The sequence below is a fragment of the Marinobacter sp. MIT930201 genome (assembly GCF_047122665.1).
Taxonomy (GTDB): domain Bacteria; phylum Pseudomonadota; class Gammaproteobacteria; order Pseudomonadales; family Oleiphilaceae; genus Marinobacter; species Marinobacter salarius.
Genome location: NZ_CP138916.1, coordinates 3,969,677 through 3,989,796, shown reverse-complemented (window position 1 = coordinate 3,989,796; position 20,120 = coordinate 3,969,677). Strand labels below are relative to the sequence as shown.

General features: G+C 57.9%; 22 protein-coding genes. 17 read left to right on the top strand and 5 right to left on the bottom strand.

Annotation, left to right across the window (positions count from 1 at the left end):
- The first annotated feature begins 74 nt into the window (after window positions 1–74).
- The gene (locus SIC19_RS18170; RefSeq protein WP_036205322.1) at window positions 75–647 is read left to right on the top strand and encodes a DUF2062 domain-containing protein; all 573 of its coding nucleotides are present in this window, start codon (window positions 75–77) and stop codon (window positions 645–647) included.
- Here SIC19_RS18170 and SIC19_RS18165 read toward each other — a convergent pair.
- Complete coding sequence (locus SIC19_RS18165; protein WP_036205321.1) at window positions 635–1,345, bottom strand: ABC transporter ATP-binding protein; 711 nt, start codon at window positions 1,343–1,345, stop codon at window positions 635–637. The genes SIC19_RS18170 and SIC19_RS18165 overlap by 13 nt on opposite strands.
- On the bottom strand, window positions 1,338–2,579 hold the full coding sequence (locus SIC19_RS18160) for a lipoprotein-releasing ABC transporter permease subunit (RefSeq protein WP_036205320.1): 1,242 nt from the start codon (window positions 2,577–2,579) through the stop codon (window positions 1,338–1,340). The genes SIC19_RS18165 and SIC19_RS18160 overlap by 8 nt, the downstream gene beginning before the upstream one ends.
- A gap of 114 nt (window positions 2,580–2,693) precedes the next feature.
- Between SIC19_RS18160 and SIC19_RS18155 the strand changes: the two genes are divergently transcribed.
- From SIC19_RS18155 to infA, 9 genes are all read left to right on the top strand, one after another.
- Entirely contained in the window at window positions 2,694–3,281 is a 588-nt protein-coding gene (locus tag SIC19_RS18155; RefSeq protein WP_036205319.1) for a PilZ domain-containing protein, read from the top strand.
- A gap of 156 nt (window positions 3,282–3,437) precedes the next feature.
- The gene (locus tag SIC19_RS18150; RefSeq protein WP_075196221.1) at window positions 3,438–3,746 is read left to right on the top strand and encodes a hypothetical protein; all 309 of its coding nucleotides are present in this window, start codon (window positions 3,438–3,440) and stop codon (window positions 3,744–3,746) included.
- Between the two features lie 125 nt (window positions 3,747–3,871).
- Window positions 3,872–4,873, top strand: coding sequence for an agmatine/peptidylarginine deiminase (locus SIC19_RS18145; protein WP_412535614.1), 1,002 nt, complete (start codon window positions 3,872–3,874; stop codon window positions 4,871–4,873).
- On the top strand, window positions 4,870–5,793 hold the full coding sequence (locus SIC19_RS18140; RefSeq protein ID WP_075196223.1) for a carbon-nitrogen hydrolase: 924 nt from the start codon (window positions 4,870–4,872) through the stop codon (window positions 5,791–5,793). The genes SIC19_RS18145 and SIC19_RS18140 overlap by 4 nt, the downstream gene beginning before the upstream one ends.
- A gap of 7 nt (window positions 5,794–5,800) precedes the next feature.
- Window positions 5,801–6,712, top strand: coding sequence for an AAA family ATPase (locus SIC19_RS18135; RefSeq protein ID WP_036205316.1), 912 nt, complete (start codon window positions 5,801–5,803; stop codon window positions 6,710–6,712).
- A gap of 164 nt (window positions 6,713–6,876) precedes the next feature.
- Entirely contained in the window at window positions 6,877–7,827 is a 951-nt protein-coding gene (gene trxB, locus SIC19_RS18130) for a thioredoxin-disulfide reductase (protein ID WP_041334269.1), read from the top strand.
- Window positions 7,828–8,028: 201 nt separating this feature from the next.
- The gene (gene aat / locus SIC19_RS18125) at window positions 8,029–8,742 is read left to right on the top strand and encodes a leucyl/phenylalanyl-tRNA--protein transferase (protein ID WP_036205314.1); all 714 of its coding nucleotides are present in this window, start codon (window positions 8,029–8,031) and stop codon (window positions 8,740–8,742) included.
- Window positions 8,743–9,456: an arginyltransferase gene (locus SIC19_RS18120; RefSeq protein ID WP_126812357.1), complete on the top strand. Its 714-nt coding sequence runs from the start codon at window positions 8,743–8,745 to the stop codon at window positions 9,454–9,456. It begins immediately after the preceding gene.
- A 78-nt stretch (window positions 9,457–9,534) separates the two neighbouring features.
- Window positions 9,535–9,753: a translation initiation factor IF-1 gene (gene infA, locus SIC19_RS18115; protein WP_007153725.1), complete on the top strand. Its 219-nt coding sequence runs from the start codon at window positions 9,535–9,537 to the stop codon at window positions 9,751–9,753.
- A gap of 69 nt (window positions 9,754–9,822) precedes the next feature.
- Here the strand turns inward: infA and SIC19_RS18110 are convergent, their stop codons facing one another.
- The 3 genes from SIC19_RS18110 to clpS form a co-directional block, all read right to left on the bottom strand.
- Entirely contained in the window at window positions 9,823–10,854 is a 1,032-nt protein-coding gene (locus SIC19_RS18110; protein WP_051946689.1) for a putative solute-binding protein, read from the bottom strand.
- Window positions 10,855–11,085: 231 nt separating this feature from the next.
- Window positions 11,086–13,356 carry an ATP-dependent Clp protease ATP-binding subunit ClpA gene (clpA, locus tag SIC19_RS18105; RefSeq protein ID WP_036205311.1) on the bottom strand — a complete coding sequence of 757 codons (2,271 nt, stop codon included), beginning with the start codon at window positions 13,354–13,356 and terminating at the stop codon, window positions 11,086–11,088.
- A gap of 18 nt (window positions 13,357–13,374) precedes the next feature.
- Window positions 13,375–13,734: an ATP-dependent Clp protease adapter ClpS gene (gene clpS / locus SIC19_RS18100; RefSeq protein ID WP_036205304.1), complete on the bottom strand. Its 360-nt coding sequence runs from the start codon at window positions 13,732–13,734 to the stop codon at window positions 13,375–13,377.
- Window positions 13,735–14,050: 316 nt separating this feature from the next.
- Between clpS and SIC19_RS18095 the strand changes: the two genes are divergently transcribed.
- The 7 genes from SIC19_RS18095 to SIC19_RS18065 all read left to right on the top strand — a co-directional run bounded on the left by SIC19_RS18095 (window position 14,051) and on the right by SIC19_RS18065 (window position 20,101).
- Complete coding sequence (locus SIC19_RS18095) at window positions 14,051–14,374, top strand: cold shock domain-containing protein (protein ID WP_041336669.1); 324 nt, start codon at window positions 14,051–14,053, stop codon at window positions 14,372–14,374.
- 186 nt (window positions 14,375–14,560) lie between these two features.
- Complete coding sequence (locus SIC19_RS18090; protein WP_041336668.1) at window positions 14,561–15,202, top strand: pseudouridine synthase; 642 nt, start codon at window positions 14,561–14,563, stop codon at window positions 15,200–15,202.
- A complete protein-coding gene (locus tag SIC19_RS18085) occupies window positions 15,199–15,648 on the top strand; it encodes an NUDIX hydrolase (protein ID WP_041334261.1) in 450 nt (149 codons plus the stop codon). Before SIC19_RS18090 ends, SIC19_RS18085 begins: the two co-directional genes overlap by 4 nt.
- A gap of 49 nt (window positions 15,649–15,697) precedes the next feature.
- Window positions 15,698–16,858 (top strand): tRNA 2-thiouridine(34) synthase MnmA, encoded by a 1,161-nt coding sequence (gene mnmA, locus SIC19_RS18080; protein WP_075196225.1) that lies wholly within the window; start codon window positions 15,698–15,700, stop codon window positions 16,856–16,858.
- A complete protein-coding gene (gene hflD / locus SIC19_RS18075) occupies window positions 16,855–17,499 on the top strand; it encodes a high frequency lysogenization protein HflD (RefSeq protein WP_036205300.1) in 645 nt (214 codons plus the stop codon). The genes mnmA and hflD overlap by 4 nt, the downstream gene beginning before the upstream one ends.
- Window positions 17,500–17,578: 79 nt before the next feature.
- The gene (purB, locus tag SIC19_RS18070) at window positions 17,579–18,946 is read left to right on the top strand and encodes an adenylosuccinate lyase (protein WP_127401506.1); all 1,368 of its coding nucleotides are present in this window, start codon (window positions 17,579–17,581) and stop codon (window positions 18,944–18,946) included.
- Window positions 18,947–18,949: 3 nt separating this feature from the next.
- Entirely contained in the window at window positions 18,950–20,101 is a 1,152-nt protein-coding gene (locus SIC19_RS18065) for a cupin domain-containing protein (protein ID WP_075196226.1), read from the top strand.
- The last annotated feature ends 19 nt before the right edge of the window (window positions 20,102–20,120 follow it).

Below are 20,120 nucleotides of genomic sequence, written 5' to 3'. Positions count from 1 at the left end.
TCCTCCTGATAGTTGGTCAATTCCGGGAGCCGCCATACCCCGGAACCATTATCCCGAGCAGGCAGAACTTCCCAATGCCAAAGAAGTTCATGAAACGCTATCTACCAACGCCGGAACGGGTGCGCTCGATCGAGTCGCTGCACTTCCTCGGGGATATCCTTCATGAACCCAACTTGTGGCACATCAATCGCCACAGCGTCGCCAGGGCGTTCCTGGTCGGTATTTTCCTGACATTTATACCGATGCCGTTCCAGATGGTTGCCGCTGCCTTCTTCGCCATCTGGTTCAACGCCAACCTGCCGCTTTCGGTAGTGCTCGTCTGGATCAGCAATCCGGTGACCATGCCACCGATGTTCTACTTCAATTACAAGATTGGAGCCTGGATACTGGACAGACCGGTACTGAACTTCGAGATCCAGTTGTCCTGGTCGTGGCTCAGCGGCCGCCTGATGGATATCGGCATCCCTCTCTACCTGGGCTCGGTACTGGTGGCCACCTGCTCGGCCTGCCTTGCCTATCTGGTCATTCAATTCCTGTGGCGGCGCAAGGTCCGCAGCGACTGGCGGGAGCGCCAGCTACTTCGAATACGCCACCGCCGGGCCACCCGCAAGTCCAAGCCGGGCGCCGACGCCCATCAAAGCTCCTGAAACAGTTCACCCTGCTCCAGCCGAAGCACCCGCCCCAGGCTCCTGGCCATGGCCATATCGTGGGTGACCAACACGAACGCAATGCCAATCTGGTCCCTGAGCGACTCGATAAGCTCGCGGACGCTTTCCCCGGTCTGCTCATCCAGATTGCCAGTGGGCTCATCCATCAAGACGCACTCGGGCTCGTTCACCAGGGCGCGGGCAATCGCCACCCGCTGACGCTCACCACCAGACAGTTCTCCGGGTTTATGCCCCAGACGCGCGCCTAACCCGACACGTTCGAGAATGGCGGTTGCCTGTTCCGAGGCCTGGCGAACGCCACGGCCACCCAACGCACCCGGCATCATGACGTTTTCCAGGGCCGAAAATTCCGGCAACAGATGATGGAACTGGTAAACAAACCCCAAGTGACGATTGCGAAAACGCGCCCGGCCGGATTCGCTCATCCGGTGAATATCCTGCCCGCAGATATCAATATGACCCGAAGAAGGCTTATCCAGCCCCCCGAGCAGGTTTAGCAGCGTGGTTTTGCCAGCACCACTGCTGCCAACAATGCCTACCGATTCGCCGGCCGACACCTGAAGCGAAATGTCCGAGAAAATCGTCAGCTTTCCCGGCCCTTCGTTATAGGTTCTGGTTACTTTTTCGCAGTTGATCACCAATGACCTGTCGTCGTTCATGGTTGCTGAATCACTCATATCGCAGGGCCTCCGCCGGGTCGACGCGGGATGCTCTCCACGCTGGATAGATCGTTGCCAACAGACTCATGGCGAGGCCGGCACCACTGATGATCCACACGTCCTGCCATTGCAGCTGGGACGGCAGATAACTGATGAAATAGACGTCAGCACTCAGGAACTGATGTCCCATGAACGCCTCCAGCCAGGCAATAAACCCGCTGATGTTGTAGGCACCCAGAATGCCCAGCGCTGTGCCCACCAGGGTGCCGGTAATGCCAATCACCGCGCCCTGAACCATGAAGATCCGCATCACTCGCCCGGGTGTTGCGCCCATCGTGCGCAGGATAGCGATATCAGCTGTCTTGTCGGTAACCACCATCACCAGTGTCGACACAATGTTGAACGCGGCCACCGCGACGATGAACATCAGCAGCAGGCCGATCATGGTCTTCTCCATGCGGATGGCCTGGAACAGATTGCCATGGGTTCGGGTCCAGTCAGATATGAAGTGGCGACCGCTCAGCTGGCGCGCAACTTCTTCTGCCACTTTCGGAGCCTGAAACAGATCGTCCACCAGAAGGCGCACGCCCTGGGCTTTGCCGTCGGTGCGTATGAGCTTTGATGCATCATCCATATGAATCAGGGTGTAGTTGCCATCCAGTTCCGCCCCGACGCTGAATACGCCCTTGACCGTGAATCGCTTCAGTCGCGGCAATACCCCGGCTGGAGTTACCGATGCTTCCGGCAACACCACGGTGACCCGATCACCCAATTGCAGGCGCAGGCTGGCGGCCATCTGCCGGCCAATAATGATGCCAAACTCTCCGGACTTCAGATCGTCCAGCCCGCCTTCGATCATATGGTTTTCAATGATGGAAACGCTCCGCTCCTGCTCTGGCAGTACACCATTGAGCATGACGCCGCGAACGTCACCGCCACCCGTGACCATGCCCTGCCCCTGAATAAAGGGCGCTGCAGCGATCACCGATGGGTGTTGCTCTACTTTCCGGTCCACTTCCTGCCAGTCATCAAGATCAGGGTTACCCTGGATCACAGCGTGAGGCACCATGCCCAGAATCCGCTGCTTGAGCTCACGGTCAAAGCCATTCATCACCGACAACACGATGATGAGGACAGCCACGCCCAGCATCAGGCCAATCATGGAGGTCAGGGAAATGAACGAAATGAAGTGATTACGTCGTTTGGCCGCGGTGTACCGCAAGCCGACATACAGTGATAAGGGTCTGAACATTGGGAGGAGCCTGTCGCTGCCTTCTGGTCTGTCGAAAATCCTGCGGCGATACGGACCGTCAGGAAGCTGCTAAACTGCTATCAGGAAACAATAATACCGCGTTATGGAGCCCAGATGTCTGAAACGACACCCGACAATAACCCGGCGAATAATCCTTCTGATCGCAGGGACTACTTTCGCATCAGTGACCATATTGGCCTGGAAATCCGAACGCTGGGTCCTGGTGAAGCTAATCGGGAAAACCCCTTTAACGGCAATCACATGGAGAGCCTGCGCTCGGAATTCAGACGCCTGGACCAGGATGTCAGGGCGCAGCTCGCCAACCTGGCAGAACGTGACCGCCTGCTGACCTCGCTGATCAAGTCTCTGAACGGGAAGCTGGATACGTTGGCGCGCATTATGGCCTTTGAGCAAAATCCGTTGCAACCTGGGGACTGGCAGGACGTCACACTCAGTGAAGGCGGGCTGTCGTTCCACAGCTCCACCAACCGTTTTTCCGCCGGTGACCAACTGGCCCTGAGAATGACGCTGCCACCGGAGCTGTTTCAGCCAGTGGCGACTGCCAGAGTCATCGACGTTGTACCTGACAAAAGCGGCGGTGGCAGGGTTCATACGGAATTTACCGACATTCAGGACAGCGACCGACAGCAAATCGCCCGCCACGTGATGCGATGGCAGATCCGCCAGCGACAGAAAGAGTAAACGGTCCACAAATCATCGAATTCGGGCTGACTTTTGTTAGTCTTTGGTGGATATTACGTTTTATCAATGTCTGGCGAGTACCATCCACGGCACTTTTCAGATTTTCCAGGCAACCCCGTTCAATCGGATACGACGATCCCAGGGAGTAAGTCACTGATGAAAAACCGCACCATAAAAGCCGTTTGCGCCGCCGCAGCCTTCTCAGGACTGGCGGTAGCCCCGCTTGCCACCGCGGTGGCGGAAGAGGTTCGGGTTCCAGTGATGTCGCAGGCTGAGCGCGGCGCACAGGAAAACCTTCCACGTACTGGCATGAGTCAGTCCAGCGTTCGCAACGGCTGGGGCAACCCGATCCGCACCTCCGGGCCTGTGGGCAACCCACCCATATCGCAATGGCACTACGCGGATTTTGTCGTGTACTTTGAAGCCGATCGGGTGATCCATGCGGTACTGAAGCCCAGCCGCTAAAAAATCCTCTGCACATCCTGACGCAACCCCGCTCGTTCGTTAGAATGGCGGCTTTTGGATAAGGTGTTCACAACTTGACTTCCAGACCTGTGATGCCCGCCGAGTGGGCACCCCAAAGTGCCATCATGCTTACCTGGCCCCACCCCGGAACGGACTGGAGCGACATCCTTGCCGATGTCGAGCCGGTGTTTATGGAGATCGCGCAGACCGTCTTGCGCTTTCAGCACGTATTACTCAGCTGTGAGCATGTTGTCCGTTTGCAGGAGCTGGAAAGGGACCTTAATCAGTTCGCTCAGGATAACGGTTTGCCCGGCCGCGTTGCGGCCGTTCCTGCCCCGGCCAACGATACCTGGGCACGCGACCACGGCCCCCTAGCCATTAGCCGTGGCGAGGGCCACGAATTACTGGATTTCAGGTTCAATGCCTGGGGCGGAAAATTCCCCTGGGAAAAGGACAATGCCCTGAACAGCCACCTGTCGAATTTTGGCAGCTTTGGCACGACACCGCTGATACCGGTCGACTTCGTTCTCGAGGGAGGCTCTATCGAATCCGATGGTAAAGGCACCTTGCTGACCACCAGCGAATGCCTGTTGACGCCTTCCCGCAATCCGTCCATGGATCGAGCCGGTATTGAACACCTGTTGTCGGAAACACTGGGCGCCGAGCGCATCCTCTGGCTGAACCACGGCTACCTTGCCGGTGACGACACTGACAGCCATATCGACACCCTGGCGCGCTTTTGCGCCCCCGACCATATCTGTTACGTGGCCTGCCCGGACGTCAGCGACGAGCACTACAGCGCCCTGGCGGCCATGGAGGAGGAGCTGCAGCAATTCCACCAGGCTGACGGCCACCCCTACCGCCTGACCCCGCTGCCCTGGCCCGATGCCATCCATGACGAAGACAGCGAGCGCCTTCCCGCAACCTATGCCAATTTCCTGGTCATCAACGGCGCCGTGCTGGTACCGGTTTACGGGGTGCCTCAGGATGAAGACGCTGTCGCCACCTTGTCGAACGTTTTCCCTGAGCGGGAAGTGATTCCGGTGAACTGTCGACCACTGATCACACAGGGAGGCAGCCTGCATTGCGTCACCATGCAGATACCGGCAGGGGTTGTAGGCGCATGACTCAGATTCCTCAATCCGCCGATCTGGCCATTGCCGCCATTCAGCAGCAATGCAGCGCTGACAAGGATACCAGCCTGGCAACCAGCGAACGTCTGATCCGCCAGGCGGCTACGGACGGCGCCCAGCTCGTCGTCCTGCAGGAATTGCACGCCACGCTCTACTTTTGCCAGACCGAAGACACCTCGGTATTCGAACTCGCCGAGCCGATTCCCGGCCCGACCAGTCGTCGGCTATCCGCTCTGGCGGCGGAACTTGGCATCGTTCTCGTCGGGTCTATCTTTGAACGGAGAATGAACGGCGTCTACCACAACACAGCCGTCGTTTTTGAGCGGGATGGAAACATCGCCGGCCTCTACCGCAAGATGCATATTCCCGACGATCCCGGCTTCTACGAAAAGTTTTATTTCACCCCGGGCGACGCCAGCTTCAACGACGGCCGCAACGGCTTCACCCCCATTGACACCTCCGTGGGTCGGCTGGGTGTGCTGGTGTGTTGGGACCAGTGGTATCCAGAAGCCGCTCGCCTAATGGCCCTGGCCGGCGCAGAGGTATTGATCTATCCCACGGCCATTGGCTGGGACGTCACCGACGACCCGGAGGAACAAGCGCGCCAGTTGGATGCCTGGGTAACCGTTCAACGCGGCCATGCGGTTGCGAACAACCTTCCGGTCATCGCGCCAAACCGAGTCGGCACGGAACCAGACCCTTCAGGCAACTCTGACGGCATTCGTTTCTGGGGCAACAGCTTCATCTGCGGACCCCAGGGAGAATTCCTGGCCCGTGCCGACGACAAGTCGGAAACCCTACTGTCCGCCACCATTAATCGCTCTCGCAGTGAATCGATTCGTCGCATCTGGCCGTATTTCAGGGATCGGCGCATCGACGCCTACGGTGACATTCTCAAGCGGGTAAGGGACTAAACACTTCATGAAAAAACTGACCGACACGGTTATCCGCGAGTTAAACAGCATACTGCTGGGCAAGGATCACCAGGTACGGCTTTCACTCTGCGGCTTGCTGGCCAAGGGCCACCTGCTGATTGAAGACATTCCGGGAATGGGCAAAACCACCCTGTCCCACGCACTGGCCAAGGTCATGGGCCTGACCTACCAGCGCATCCAGTTTACCAATGATCTGTTACCGGCTGACGTGCTTGGCTTCTCCATGTACGACAAACAGGCGGGCAGCCTGGTGTTCCATCCCGGACCGATCTTCGCGCAGGTTGTGCTGGCTGATGAAATCAACCGCGCGTCTCCCAGAACCCAGAGTGCATTGCTGGAAGCCATGGAGGAACGGCAGGTTTCGATCGAAGGCGAAACCCGCCCCCTGCCCCACCCGTTCTTCGTTATCGCCACACAGAACCCCATCGAGCAGGGAGGCACCTACCCGTTACCGGAATCCCAGCTTGACCGGTTTCTGATGCGCATACGGCTGGGCTACCCCGACCCGCGCGCCGAACGGGAACTGCTGGAAGGTGAAGACCGCCGGGTCATGACCGACAGACTGCAATCACTGCTTTCTTCGGAAAACCTGCAAACCCTCCAGGACGCCGTCAACCGGGTGTCCACCAGCCCCGCACTGCTGGACTACGTACAACGCCTGCTGGAACAGAGCCGGCGCATGCCCGGCCTGCTGTACGGACTATCGCCCCGGGCGGGTCTCGGCCTGGTCCGCGCCGCACGGGCATGGGCCCTGATGGATGGGCGCCACCATGTCTTACCGGACGACATCCAGGCGGTCTTTCCGGCGGTCGCCGAACACCGCCTGGAACAGGGCGAGTCCGGAAAGAGCGCGGAGAGAGTAAGGCAACTTCTGACCTCCGTCTCTGTCATTGAATAGATAGCATCACTTAATGGAATGAATTGGGCAAAACAACTGGAAACCAATCCTGTTCATGTTAGCCTTTTGCCCTTTTCCTCCGGGCCAGCCCCCGGACCAACGTACCGATTACGTGAAAACGCGGCCAGCGCAACACGTCCAGATTCGTTAGCGAGAGAACCACAATGAGCGAAACCAAGCACTCCAGACTGATCATCCTAGGCTCCGGCCCCGCCGGCTACACCGCTGCCGTCTATGCCGCCCGTGCCAACCTGAAACCCACGCTGATCACCGGTATCGAAGTGGGCGGACAGCTGACCACCACCACCGACGTGGACAACTGGCCGGGCGACAACGATGGCGTACAGGGCCCTGAGCTGATGCAACGTATGCTCAAACACGCGGAGCGCTTCGAGACCCAGGTGGTCTACGACACCATCAACGAAGCCGACCTGCGTAACCGTCCCTTCCGCCTCAAGGGTGACAGCGGCGAATACACCTGCGATGCATTGATCATCGCCACTGGCGCCTCCGCCATGTACCTGGGCCTGGACTCGGAAGAAAAATTCAAGGGCCAGGGCGTCTCCGCCTGCGCCACCTGCGACGGTTTCTTCTACAAAAAACAGAAAGTCGCCGTCATCGGCGGCGGCAACACCGCCGTCGAAGAAGCGCTGTACCTCTCCAACATCGCCGACGAAGTCACCCTGGTACACCGCCGCGACAGCCTGCGTGCTGAAAAAATCCTGCAGGACAAACTGTTCGAAAAAGCCGAAAACGGCAACGTCAACATCATCTGGGATCACACCCTGGACGAAGTCCTCGGCGACGGCACCGGCGTCACCGGCATGCGCATCAAAAGCACCAAGGGCGAATCCACCCAGGAAATGGACCTGGCCGGCGTCTTCATCGCCATCGGCCACAAACCCAACACCGACCTGTTCCAGGGCCAACTGGATATGGAAAACGGCTACATCAAAATCCGCTCCGGCCTGGAAGGCATGGCCACTCAGAGCAGCATCCCCGGCGTCTTCGCCGCCGGCGACGTAGCCGACCACGTCTACCGCCAGGCCGTGACATCTGCAGGCTTCGGCTGCATGGCAGCACTTGACGCCGAAAAGTTTCTGGACCAAGACTGAGTTTAACCGAGAAACTTATTCGGAAGTGGTTCAGGGCAGGCACCTCCGAGGCCTGAAAGGCGAGTGGTTACGGATGTCTGAAACTGTGCGGAGCCATGGATGGCGGAGCCCAAGCGCCACACGGACGTGCTCGAGCGTGTTTCAAACATCCGTGACCACTCGCCGACTCCACCAACACTCGAGTACTAACTCCGGACCGAGATGACGTCACTACCCTGGCTAGACCCCGACCAACTCTGGTTCCCCCCCGCCGAACAGGCCCTGGACGACCCCGACGGATTGCTGGCACTGGGCGGTGACCTATCCACCGAGCGGCTCAAACTCGCCTACCGCAACGGCATCTTCCCCTGGTTCAGCGACGACCAGCCCATACTCTGGTGGTCCCCCAGCCCCAGATGCGTCCTTTTCCCGGAAGAGATCCACATCTCCAGAAGCCTCCGGCGCACCCTCAACCGCGGCTATTTCACCATCACCGCCGACCAGGCTTTCCCCCGCATCATCCGCCTCTGCGCCAACACCCGTGCCGAAGGCACCTGGATCACCCAGGATATGATTGACAGTTATGGCCAGCTTCACAAACAGGGGGTAGCCCACTCCATAGAAGTATGGAATCCAAAGGGAGAACTGGCCGGGGGAATGTACGGCCTGGCCATTGGCCGCTGCTTTTTTGGTGAGTCCATGTTTTCACTGGAAACCAACGCCTCGAAAGTATTGATGGTCCATCTGGCCAATCAACTCCGGGATTGGGGCTATCAGATTATGGATTGCCAGGTGGAAAGCGGCCATCTGTTGCGAATGGGTGCGCGAAGTATCCCACGCAGCGAATTTTTATCTATACTCAGGACATGCGTCGACAGTAGTCCGGACCACAGCGACTGGGGCTTCCGGTGGCAGTGGCCCGGCCCGGAGGTGTGAATGAGCAATCTCAGGACCCTGGTGTTTTTTGCCACGCCGGCCCACGACTGCAGTTACCTGCCAGATCGCGAAGCAACCACCATGTTCGTCGACCCGAGGGCCCATGTGGACAAGCGGCTGTACAGCCAACTGACCGCCCTGGGCTTCCGTCGAAGTGGCTCTCATTACTATCGCCCCCACTGCGAAAGCTGCAATGCCTGTGTTCCTGTCAGGCTCAAGGTGGAAGAGTTCCAGCCTGACCGCAGCCAACGCAGGGTTATGAAAAAGAACGCCGATCTTAGTTGCCGCATGGTCAAGGCAACCTTTTCGGAACTGTATTACAGCCTCTACGCCCATTACATTGAACAACGGCACTCTGACGGCGACATGTACCCACCCTCCCGTGAACAGTTCATGTCGTTCCTGGTGGAAGGCGCCACCGATTCCTGGTTTGTCGAAATCATGGACGGAGACAACCTGGTGGGCCTGGCCGCCGTGGACATGCTGGACGAAGGCCTGTCCGCCATCTATACCGTATTTGATCCTGCCTACGAAAGCCGAAGCCTGGGCACCTTTGCGGTGCTTTGGCAGATAGAGGAAGCAAAACGGCTGGGGCTTCCGCACCTGTATCTGGGGTATTGGATCGAAGAATGTCGGAAAATGAACTATAAAACACGATTCCGCCCGATCGAAGCGCTTCGGGACGGGCAATGGCACACCATGGAAGTGAACTGATTTTGCCAAATGGCGGTAAATCAGGCAGAATTGCGCAATTTAAAATCACAGCAAGCCAATTTACGAGGTTTTTACTGAATGGCGAAGTCCGATGCTATTGAAATGGAAGGCGTTATTGTTGATACGCTTCCAAACACCATGTTCCGGGTTGAACTCGAAAACGGCCATATTGTGACCGCTCACATTTCTGGCAAGATGCGCAAGAACTATATCCGTATTCTGACAGGCGACAAGGTCAAGGTAGAACTGACCCCCTACGACCTGAGCAAAGGACGCATCGTGTACCGCGCCCGCTGATAGCTGTATGAGACTTGAAAGCCCCGAATATCGGGGCTTTTTATTTTCAGGCCCTTCCATGCCAGGCCGCTACTCCCGATTGTCCGCCGAGCATTCCATCGCGCCTGGATTGGTATAACACCGCACCTTCCGCAGTATCGTCATCATGTCGTCATGGTACACACCCGCAGCCAGCATGCCCGAGTCTTCCGTGGACTGCTGCATATCAATCCTCACGCTGCGCAACATTTCCTGGTAACCCCGGACGGCTTCGGGTGAAATCTTGACCCAGCGCTCCTCGGGAATCGACCGTTCGTACTGCCTCACAATGCGCATGGCCTCCGGGTAGAGCCTGGACATGATCCGCCGTGACTTCCTGACAAAAGCGTCGTCGAACTCATCCGCCCGGGCGATCAACTGAACGGTTACCTGCCCTACCGGATAATCGACAATACCACCTTTGCTGCCCATGCCCCGGAACATCTCCAGCACCTCGTAGGCAGCCGCCGGCGCATAACTGATATCAGCCTCGCCGGAATTGAACAGGCTGGCAAAGTCGGAAATTTTCGCCGCAACCGGCACCGCGCCAACATACTCAACCATATGACGGGCATCGTGGTGCCCCTCGAACACCGTGATGCGCTTTCCCTCCAGAGCCTCCACGTGGTCAATCGCCCGGTCGTTCACGAACAGGTAAGCCGCTCCCATCGGCGTCACACCCAACACCTCGTAGCCATTCTGCTCAAGATGACGGTCAACCCTGGGGCTGGCCAGAATATGGAGCAGCACTTTCAGGTCTTCATAATAGGGAATCGCCCCGATGGCACTGATGGAGCCTGAAAAATCGTTGAATTTACGGGCGCCCATATCGGTCACCGCGACAATGTCGCAACGCCCGGCTCTTAAATCTGCGACGGCCTGATCTTCATCGGTGTAGGGACGCATGTTAAGGCCTACGCCGGCCAATGCGGCCTTGCGGTGGTAATCCTGCAACGTACGGTAGACAAATCCACTTGCTCCGGCGACATCAAATACACAGAACTCACGGCGCTCACTCGCGCCGGCATTGCTCCAGCCGGAAAGCCCGAGCACAACCAGCAAAAGCATGGATAACGCTTTCATTTCCCGGTTCTCCTTATCATTGTTGTTTCACGGAAACACAGACCACGGCGCGTACGCGTCAGGTAATCTGACTGTCAGACAACAATTTGACAGAGAAGCGGAGCAATTGGATTGACGACAATGTCAGGGCTGGCCCTTCAACAGAGTCAATTGATGGTCGGCCAGTGACAAAAAAGGCCATGCTGTTTCCAGCATGGCCTTTCCAGGAGGAGAAGAATCGCTCAGGGCTGCTTACACAGCCTCAGCCGGTTCGTCCTCATACTCGAACTCCAGTTCACCATCCTTGAGGTGAATGTGGACATCACCACCATGCTCCGACAGCCGGCCGAACAGGATCTGTTCCGCCAGGGGCCGCTTGATCTTGTCCTGGATCAGGCGAGCCATCGGGCGTGCCCCCATGGTGACATCGTAGCCCTTCTCGGCCAGCCATTCCTTCGCGGCGTCGTCAACGTGGAGCACCACGTGCTTCTCGTCCAACTGCGCCTGCAATTCCGTGAGGAACTTGTCCACCACGTGGGTGATGGTGGCCGGCTGGAGATCACCGAACTGGATAATGCCATCCAGGCGGTTGCGGAACTCCGGCGTAAAGGTCTTGGATATGATTTCCATACCATCCGTGCTGTGGTCCTGCTCGCTGAAGCCAATGGAACGGCGGGCCATGCTTTCAGCACCGGCGTTGGTGGTCATCACCAGGATCACATGACGGAAATCCGCCTTACGACCGTTATTATCCGTGAGCGTACCGTGATCCATCACCTGCAGAAGCAGGTTAAAGACCTCCGGATGAGCCTTCTCGATCTCATCCAGCAACAGCACACAATGCGGATGCTTGCTCACGGATTCCGTCAGCAGACCACCCTGGTCATACCCGACATAGCCCGGAGGCGCACCGATCAACCTGGACACGGTATGCCGCTCCATGTACTCGGACATGTCGAAGCGCACCAGCTCGATACCCAACACCTTGGCCAGTTGCTTGGTGACTTCGGTCTTGCCCACACCCGTGGGGCCGGCAAACAGGAAGGCACCTTCCGGCTTCTCCGGCGCCTTCAGGCCGGCACGGGCCAGCTTGATGGCGGTGGACAATGACTCGATAGCCGGATCCTGCCCGAAGACCACCATCTTGAGATCCCGCTCCAGATTGCGCAGCAGGTCCTTGTCGCTGGTGGATACGTTCTTCGGCGGGATGCGGGCGATATTGGCCACCACATCCTCGATTTCCGACACGTCGATTGTCTTCTTGCGTTTGGCCACCGCCAGCAGACGCTGATGGGCACCGGCTTCGTCGATTACGTCAATCGCCTTGTCCGGCAGGTGGCGATCGGTGATGTAGCGTTCAGACAGCTCCGCCGCCACACGCAGTGCCTGATCGGTGTACTTCAGGTCATGGTGCTTCTCGAAATGGGACTTCAGCCCCTTGAGGATCTGGTAGGTATCCTCAACGCTGGGTTCGTTCACATCAATCTTCTGGAAGCGGCGAGCCAGCGCGCTGTCCTTCTCGAAAATGCCACGGAATTCCTGGAAGGTGGTGGAGCCAATGCACCGGATTTCCCCTGAGCTCAGCATGGGCTTGAGCAGGTTGGAGGCATCCATCACACCGCCGGACGCGGAACCGGCACCGATGATGGTATGGATTTCATCGATGAACAGAATCGCATGCTTCTCTTTCTTCAATTCTGCAAGCAGCCCCTTCAGCCGCTTCTCGAAATCACCCCGGTACTTGGTGCCAGCCAGCAGGGCACCGAGATCAAGTGAATAGACCACCGCGTCAGAAATGATCTCCGGCACCTGGCTATCCACAATGCGCTTGGCAAGGCCTTCGGCAATCGCTGTCTTGCCCACACCCGCTTCGCCCACCAGCAGCGGATTGTTCTTGCGACGGCGAACCAGTATCTGAACCACCCGCTCGACTTCGTGTTCACGTCCGATCAGCGGGTCAATGCGGCCCTGGCGGGCCTGGTCATTCAGGTTGGTTGCGTAGCTTTCCAGCGGACGTGATGCACCGCCTTCTTCTGCGGCTTCATCATGAGACGCCTGATCGTGACCCTCCTGATCTTCGGCACCCTGAACGCGAGAGATGCCATGGGAAACAAAATTCACCACGTCAATGCGGGCGATGCTCTGTTTCTTGAGCACATACACCGCCTGGCTCTCCTGCTCACTGAAGATGGCCACCAGCACATTGGCACCGGTTACCTCCTTCTTGCCAGAGGATTGTACGTGAAATACAGCACGTTGTAGCACGCGCTGGAATCCGAGCGTGGGTTGTGTTTCCCGCTCGCTGTCGTTGCTGGGGATCAGTGGTGTGGTTGAATCCACAAACTCTACGAGTTCTTCCTGAAGCCGGGCCAGGTCTGCACCGCATGCTTTCAGGACGCCCACTGCCGATTCGTTGTCGAGCAAGGCCAGCAAAAGGTGCTCGACGGTCATGAATTCATGACGCTTGTCGCGGGCACTTTTGAAAGCCGCATTCAATGTAATTTCAAGATCTTTGCTCAGCATGGGCCACCCCAAGGTCTATCAGTCCGCACGTTCAATCTCGCAAAGGAGCGGATGTTCGCATTCCGAGGAATACTGGTTCACCTGTGCCGCCTTTGTTTCCGCGATGTCCCGGGTATATACCCCGCATACAGCCTTTCCCTGCGTATGGACGAGCAGCATCACCTGCGTCGCCTTTTCTTCGTTCATTCCGAAGAACTTCATCAACACATCCACTACAAAGTCCATGGGTGTGTAGTCATCGTTCAGAAGCAGAACCCTGAAGCGCGCGGGGCGCTTGAGGGCGGGCTTCTCGGGAGCAACACTGACATCGTCCTGACGTCCTGGCTGTTCGTCCTCCCCCTGATTTAATACTAGTAGAGAATTCTGGATAGTCCGCATGATTCTTTACCGGAAATCGGTGCCTCTGCTTAAAGATGGTTGTCTGCCGCCCGGTTTTCAAGGTACCTCCGGTAACCGGACGTGCGCTGGTTATCAATCTCGCCATGATACAGGCTCCGGCCCCGGTTCAACCATACATTCCGGCTATAACTGCTATTGACTCTGAGCGAATATTGGTCAACAGTACGATAGCAATGTAAAATATTGTAAATTGGCGTAAGAAGCCTATAACAGGCTGCAATCCGTGCAAGGCAAAACGCTCGGCAATAACATCAATAACAAAGACACTGACAGTGAAAGAACAGGGGAGTTCATCATGCCAAGAGGCAAAGTAAAGTGGTTTAACAATGCCAAGGGTTATGGCTTCATTATCGAGGAAGGCTGCAGTGACGATCTGTTTGCTCACTTCTCTTCAGTGCAAATGGAAGGTTACAAAACCTTAAAGGCCGGCCAGGCCGTCACCTTCGATAAAAAGCCCAGCGACAAGGGGATCCACGCGGTCAACATCGTTCCGGAGGAGCAGCCACAGAAGCAGAGTTCCCAAGAGAACGCTTCTGAGAAAACGTCCGGCAGTGACGACGACGTGGAACAGAATCAGGACAGTGGATACCAGGATCAGCCCCGCGCGGCAAACGCTTGACGGCTGACGCCACCACTGCCCAGGCAGATAACACCGGCCCACAATGACCGGCCAGTTAGCCTGTGTTCGGTCGTTCCGCAACCAGATGGGGCGACCGGGCCCTCCTCCCCAACCCCCTCTCTCCCTACTTCTGGCATAATGCGCCTGTTCAAATTCGATTCCCTAAATCAAGGTTCATTTGCCACCATGGCAACGCTGATTCTGTTCAACAAACCGTTCCGGGTGCTTTGCCAGTTCACCGACGAGAAAGGCGGCACGGATGGCACCCTCCGCGCCACCCTTGCCGACTGGCTCAAGATCCCCGCTGTCTACCCTGCCGGGCGGCTTGACTATGATTCGGAAGGTCTCTTGCTGCTAACGGACAACGGGCAACTGCAGCATCAAATTGCCTCTCCCCGGCTGAAAATGCCAAAGACATATTGGGTTCAGGTTGAAGGCGAGATCAGCGAAACGGCACTGAAGAAACTGCGCGAAGGCGTGGAACTCAAAGACGGTAAGACTCGCCCAGCCGAAGTTACGACGATGGCTCCGCCGGAGATCTGGCCCAGAAACCCGCCAGTACGCTACAGAGCATCGATCCCCACGAGCTGGGTGAAGATCACCATCACCGAAGGTAAAAATCGGCAGGTCCGTCGCATGACGGCGGCAGTCGGCTTCCCTACCCTACGATTGGTTCGCTATGGTATTGGAGACTGGACCCTGGACGGGCTTTCGCCCGGCGAATACAGGGCAACATCCGTACATGCGCCTTCGCCCCCGCCTGGAACCGCGGCGCGGAAGGCGGCGAAACCCCGCAAACACGCACCCCGGAGGCGACCCCGCCCATGACCTGGACACCCCACGCCACAGTTGCCGTTATTGTTGAAGATGACCATGGCCGTTTTTTGCTGGTTGAGGAACTCAGCCATGGTCAGGTGGTGCTCAACCAGCCCGCGGGCCACGTAGAGGAAGGCGAAAGGATCCTTGACGCAGCGCAGCGGGAAACCCTGGAGGAGACTGGCTGGGAGGTGGTCCCTGAACACTTTCTTGGCGTCTATACCTACAAGGCCCCCGCCAACGGCGTTACCTACTACCGGTTTTGCTTCTCAGCCAGGGCCCTGGGCCGCGTGACCGATGAGCTGGACGACGGCATTATCGCTGCCCACTGGTTAACACCCGGTGAAATCCGCTCACAGGCCGACAAACTTCGGAGCCCTCTGGTCATGCAATGCATAGAAGATTACCGAAACGGACGCCGCTTTCCCCTGGATGTCATTGTCGAGCCGCAGACGTAACCTGGCTTAAATGCTAGAATCCGCCCCTTTGACCCCGACAGACCCAGACATGACTAAAGCACCTGAAAATACCCGAGTGATTGTCGGCATGTCCGGCGGCGTAGACTCTTCCGTGGCAGCCTGGCTCCTGAAGGACCAGGGTTACCAGGTGGAAGGCCTGTTCATGAAAAACTGGGACGAGGATGACGGCACCGAATACTGCACCGCCATGACCGACCTGGCGGACGCTCAGGCGGTGGCGGAAACCATCGGTATTACGCTGCACACCGCCAGCTTTGCGGCGGAATACTGGGATCGGGTATTCGAGCACTTCCTGTCGGAATACAAGGCTGGCCGGACCCCGAATCCCGATATCCTCTGCAACAAGGAAGTGAAGTTCCGGGCGTTTCTCGATTACGCCATTACCCTGGGCGCTGACTACATTGCCACCGGCCACTACACCCGCCAGCGCCCTCTGAACGACGGCAGTGGCGGAGCCGAACTGCTCAAGGGCCTTGACCCCAACAAGGACCAGAGCTACTTCCTGCACGCCGTCTCTGGCGAACGTATTGCCCGTACGCTCTTTCCGGTGGGCGAGCTTGAAAAACCGGAAGTACGGCGCATTGCCGCCGAACAGGGCTTTATCACCCACGACAAGAAAGACTCCACCGGTATCTGCTTTATCGGGGAACGCAAATTCCGGGATTTCCTCAAACAGTACATTCCCGCGCAGCCCGGAAATATCGAGACCCCCGATGGCCAGGTGATCGGCCGCCATCAGGGCCTGATGTACCACACCATTGGCCAGCGTCAGGGCCTCGGCATTGGTGGCTTGAGTGAGTTTGGCGACGAGCCCTGGTACGTCGCGGAAAAAGACCTGTCCCGCAACGTACTGGTTGCCGTTCAGGGCAAGCATCACCCCCTGCTGTTTTCTCGCGGACTGATCAGCGGACCGGTGGATTGGATTGCCGGCGAAGCTCCGGCTGCGGAGTTCCGCTGCAAAGCCAAGACGCGCTACCGCCAACCGGACCAGGACTGCACGGTAACAGCCCTGGACAACGGGTTCAGGGTTGTCTTTGACGACGCACAGCGCGCCGTCACTCCGGGTCAGTCTGTCGTGTTTTACCGCGACGAGGTCTGCCTTGGTGGCGGCGTTATCGAACAAACTTGGCGGGACGGTGAGCAGACGCCCACAGGAACTGACAACAAGGCGGAAGGAGCCGGCGCATGAGCCGATCGATACACGACCAGACCCTGGCTCTGGCGGGCGTCTTCCAGGCCTCTGCTCTGGTCCAGCAAATAGCCCATTCCGGCCAGTGCGCGGAGTCCAGCTTTGAAACCTGCCTGCGCTCACTGTTCGCCACGCAACCTGAAACGACCCTGGATGTGTTCGGCGGTGAACTGAAGGACCTGCGTGAAGGCCTTTCCACCCTCGCCAGCGTAATGAGCCAACAGAGCAAACAGCAGGACATTGAAGTACTGCGTTACGCCCTGAACCTGATTAACCTCTCTTCCAAGCTTCGTCAAAACAGCGACATGCTGGATGTAATCGGCAGCCGGATCGACCAGGCCCGGCACACCGCAAGCCATTTCGGCTACAGCCACAGCAACCTGATTGCCAACGTGGCGTCGATTTACACGGACACCATCAGCACCTTCCGCCAGCGTATCCAGGTCAGCGGTGAGCCCACGATTCTTCAACGCGAGGAGAATGCGGCCAAAGTACGTGCCCTGTTACTGGCTGGTATTCGCTCCGCCGTCCTTTGGCACCAGACCGGCGGCCGCCGCTGGCAGCTTATCTTCACTCGTCGCAAGGTCATCATGACCGCCCGGGAATTGGCGGAGAAGGCAAACCGCTCGGTTTACGACTGAATCCCGGCCACCACTGGTGTATCATATGCGCCCCCAGTTTTTCTTTTGACCGTATCTTTGATGACTTGAGAGGTTTTCGATGGAACTCAACGCCCTGACCGCCATTTCCCCGGTCGATGGACGCTATGGCAGTAAAGTCAGCGTTTTTCGTGACATTTTCAGTGAATATGGCCTGATCAGGAACCGCGTGACCGTTGAGCTCCGCTGGCTGCAGAAACTGGCGGCCCATCCCGGCATCACCGAGGTGCCTGCCTTCTCTGCCGACGCCAACCAGTTTCTGGATCGAATGATTTCGGAGTTCAATCTGGCAGACGCGGAACGGATCAAGGGCATTGAACGCACCACCAACCATGACGTAAAGGCGGTGGAATACTTCATCAAGGAAAAGATCTCCGAGGTTCCGGAACTGCACGCCGTTACTGAATTCGTGCATTTTGCCTGTACCTCCGAGGACATCAACAACCTCTCCCATGCCCTGATGTTGCGCGAAGGTCTGGACCACGGCCTGCTCCCGGCCATGGAGCGCATCGTTGACAGGCTGGCGGAGCTGGCCCATGAGCACGCGGAACAACCCATGCTGTCGCGCACCCATGGCCAGACGGCCTCGCCCTCCACCGTCGGCAAGGAACTGGCCAACGTGGTTCACCGCTTACGCCGGCAGGTGAAACAGATTCGCGCCGTGGAGCTGATGGGCAAGATCAACGGGGCCGTAGGCAACTACAATGCCCACCTGTCTGCCTACCCATCAATCGACTGGGCCCAGAACGCCAAGGAATTCATTGAAAGCCTGGGCCTGGACTGGAACCCGTACACCACCCAGATTGAACCCCACGATTACATCGCCGAGCTCTACGACGCCATTGCTCGATTCAACACCATTCTGATTGATCTGGACCGGGATATCTGGGGTTATATTTCCCTGGGCTACTTCAAGCAGAAAACCGTGGAAGGCGAAGTAGGCTCGTCCACCATGCCCCATAAGGTCAATCCAATTGATTTCGAGAATTCTGAAGGCAACCTGGGCATCGCCAACGCCCTGTTCAGCCACCTGTCTGCCAAGCTGCCGATTTCCCGCTGGCAGCGTGACCTGACCGACTCAACCGTTCTGCGCAACCTCGGCGTGGGTTTCGCCCACAGCCTGATTGCCTACGAGGCCTCCCTGAAAGGCCTGGGCAAGCTGGAAATCAACCCGGCACGCCTGGACGAAGACCTGGATCACGCCTGGGAAGTCCTGGCGGAGCCGATCCAGACCGTTATGCGCCGGTACAACATCGAGAAGCCCTACGAAAAGTTGAAGGCGCTGACCCGTGGCAAAGCCATGACACCGGATGTGATCAAGGCCTTTGTGGAGTCACTGGACATTCCCGATGCCGCCAAGGCGGAACTGATGGAACTCACTCCCGGCTCTTACATTGGCAACGCCACGCAACAGGCACGGGATATCTGAACCATGCAACTGCCCGGCGGAATGCCCGCCCAGGAATTCCTGCGGGACTACTGGCAAAAAAAACCACTGGTCATCCGCCAGGCCTTTGCGGGCTTTGAGTGCCCTGTCTCGGCCGACGAGTTGGCAGGACTGGCCTGTGAGGACGCTGTTGAATCGCGGATTGTGATCGAGGACGACAACGGCAAGCCCTGGCAGTTGCACAACGGCCCTTTCGAGCCCGAGCGTTTCAGCAAACTGCCAGACAGCCACTGGACACTGCTGGTTCAGGGTCTTGACCACTGGGTTCCTGACTTTGCGGACCTGCTGGACGAATTCCGCTTCGTACCCAACTGGCGGCTGGATGACATTATGGCCAGCTACGCGCCAAAAGGTGGCAGCGTAGGCCCCCACTACGATCAGTACGATGTCTTCCTTCTGCAAGCCGAGGGGCACCGTCGCTGGACCTTTGGCGGCCATTGTGACCACACCTCGCCGCGCGTGGACGGTACGCCGCTACGAATCCTGAGCAGCTGGGACGGCGAGGAAACGGTAACCCTGGCACCGGGAGACATGCTGTACCTGCCGCCGGGCGTTGGCCACCACGGGGTCGCCGAGGACGACTGCATTACCCTGTCTATCGGGTTCCGCGCGCCTACGGTCGACGATGTACTGACAGGCTTCACCGACTTCCTGTGCAGCCGCTCCGATGCCTCTGAACACCTGGATGATCCGGACCTGAAGGTCCAGGACAACCCCGGCGCCATCAAGCCCGACGTTATCCATCGGCTTGACCGCCTCATCCGCGACCAACTCAGTGATCAACGCCAGTTGGCACTCTGGTTCGGCCAGTACTCAACGGCACCCAAGAGTCTGGAAATCGTTGTGCCCGCGGAAGAACCGGTCACACCAGAGTTGCTGGGCGAGTTGATTGCGGCCGGCAACCCATTGCGCTGGAACGAGGGCTCACGTTTCGCCTACCATGACTTCGAGGACGAAACCGCCCTGTTCGTGGACGGTGAGCAGTTCCTGCTTCGGGGCGACGCACGGCCCCTGGCACCCCTTCTTTGTGCCAGCGCTCGCCCGGACATGGGCGCACTGGCCAGCTTTGCCGGTGACGATGCCATACAGGGTCTTCTGAGCACACTCGTCAACCAGGGCTCTCTGTACTTTGACTGACATCTGACTGAAACCTGGG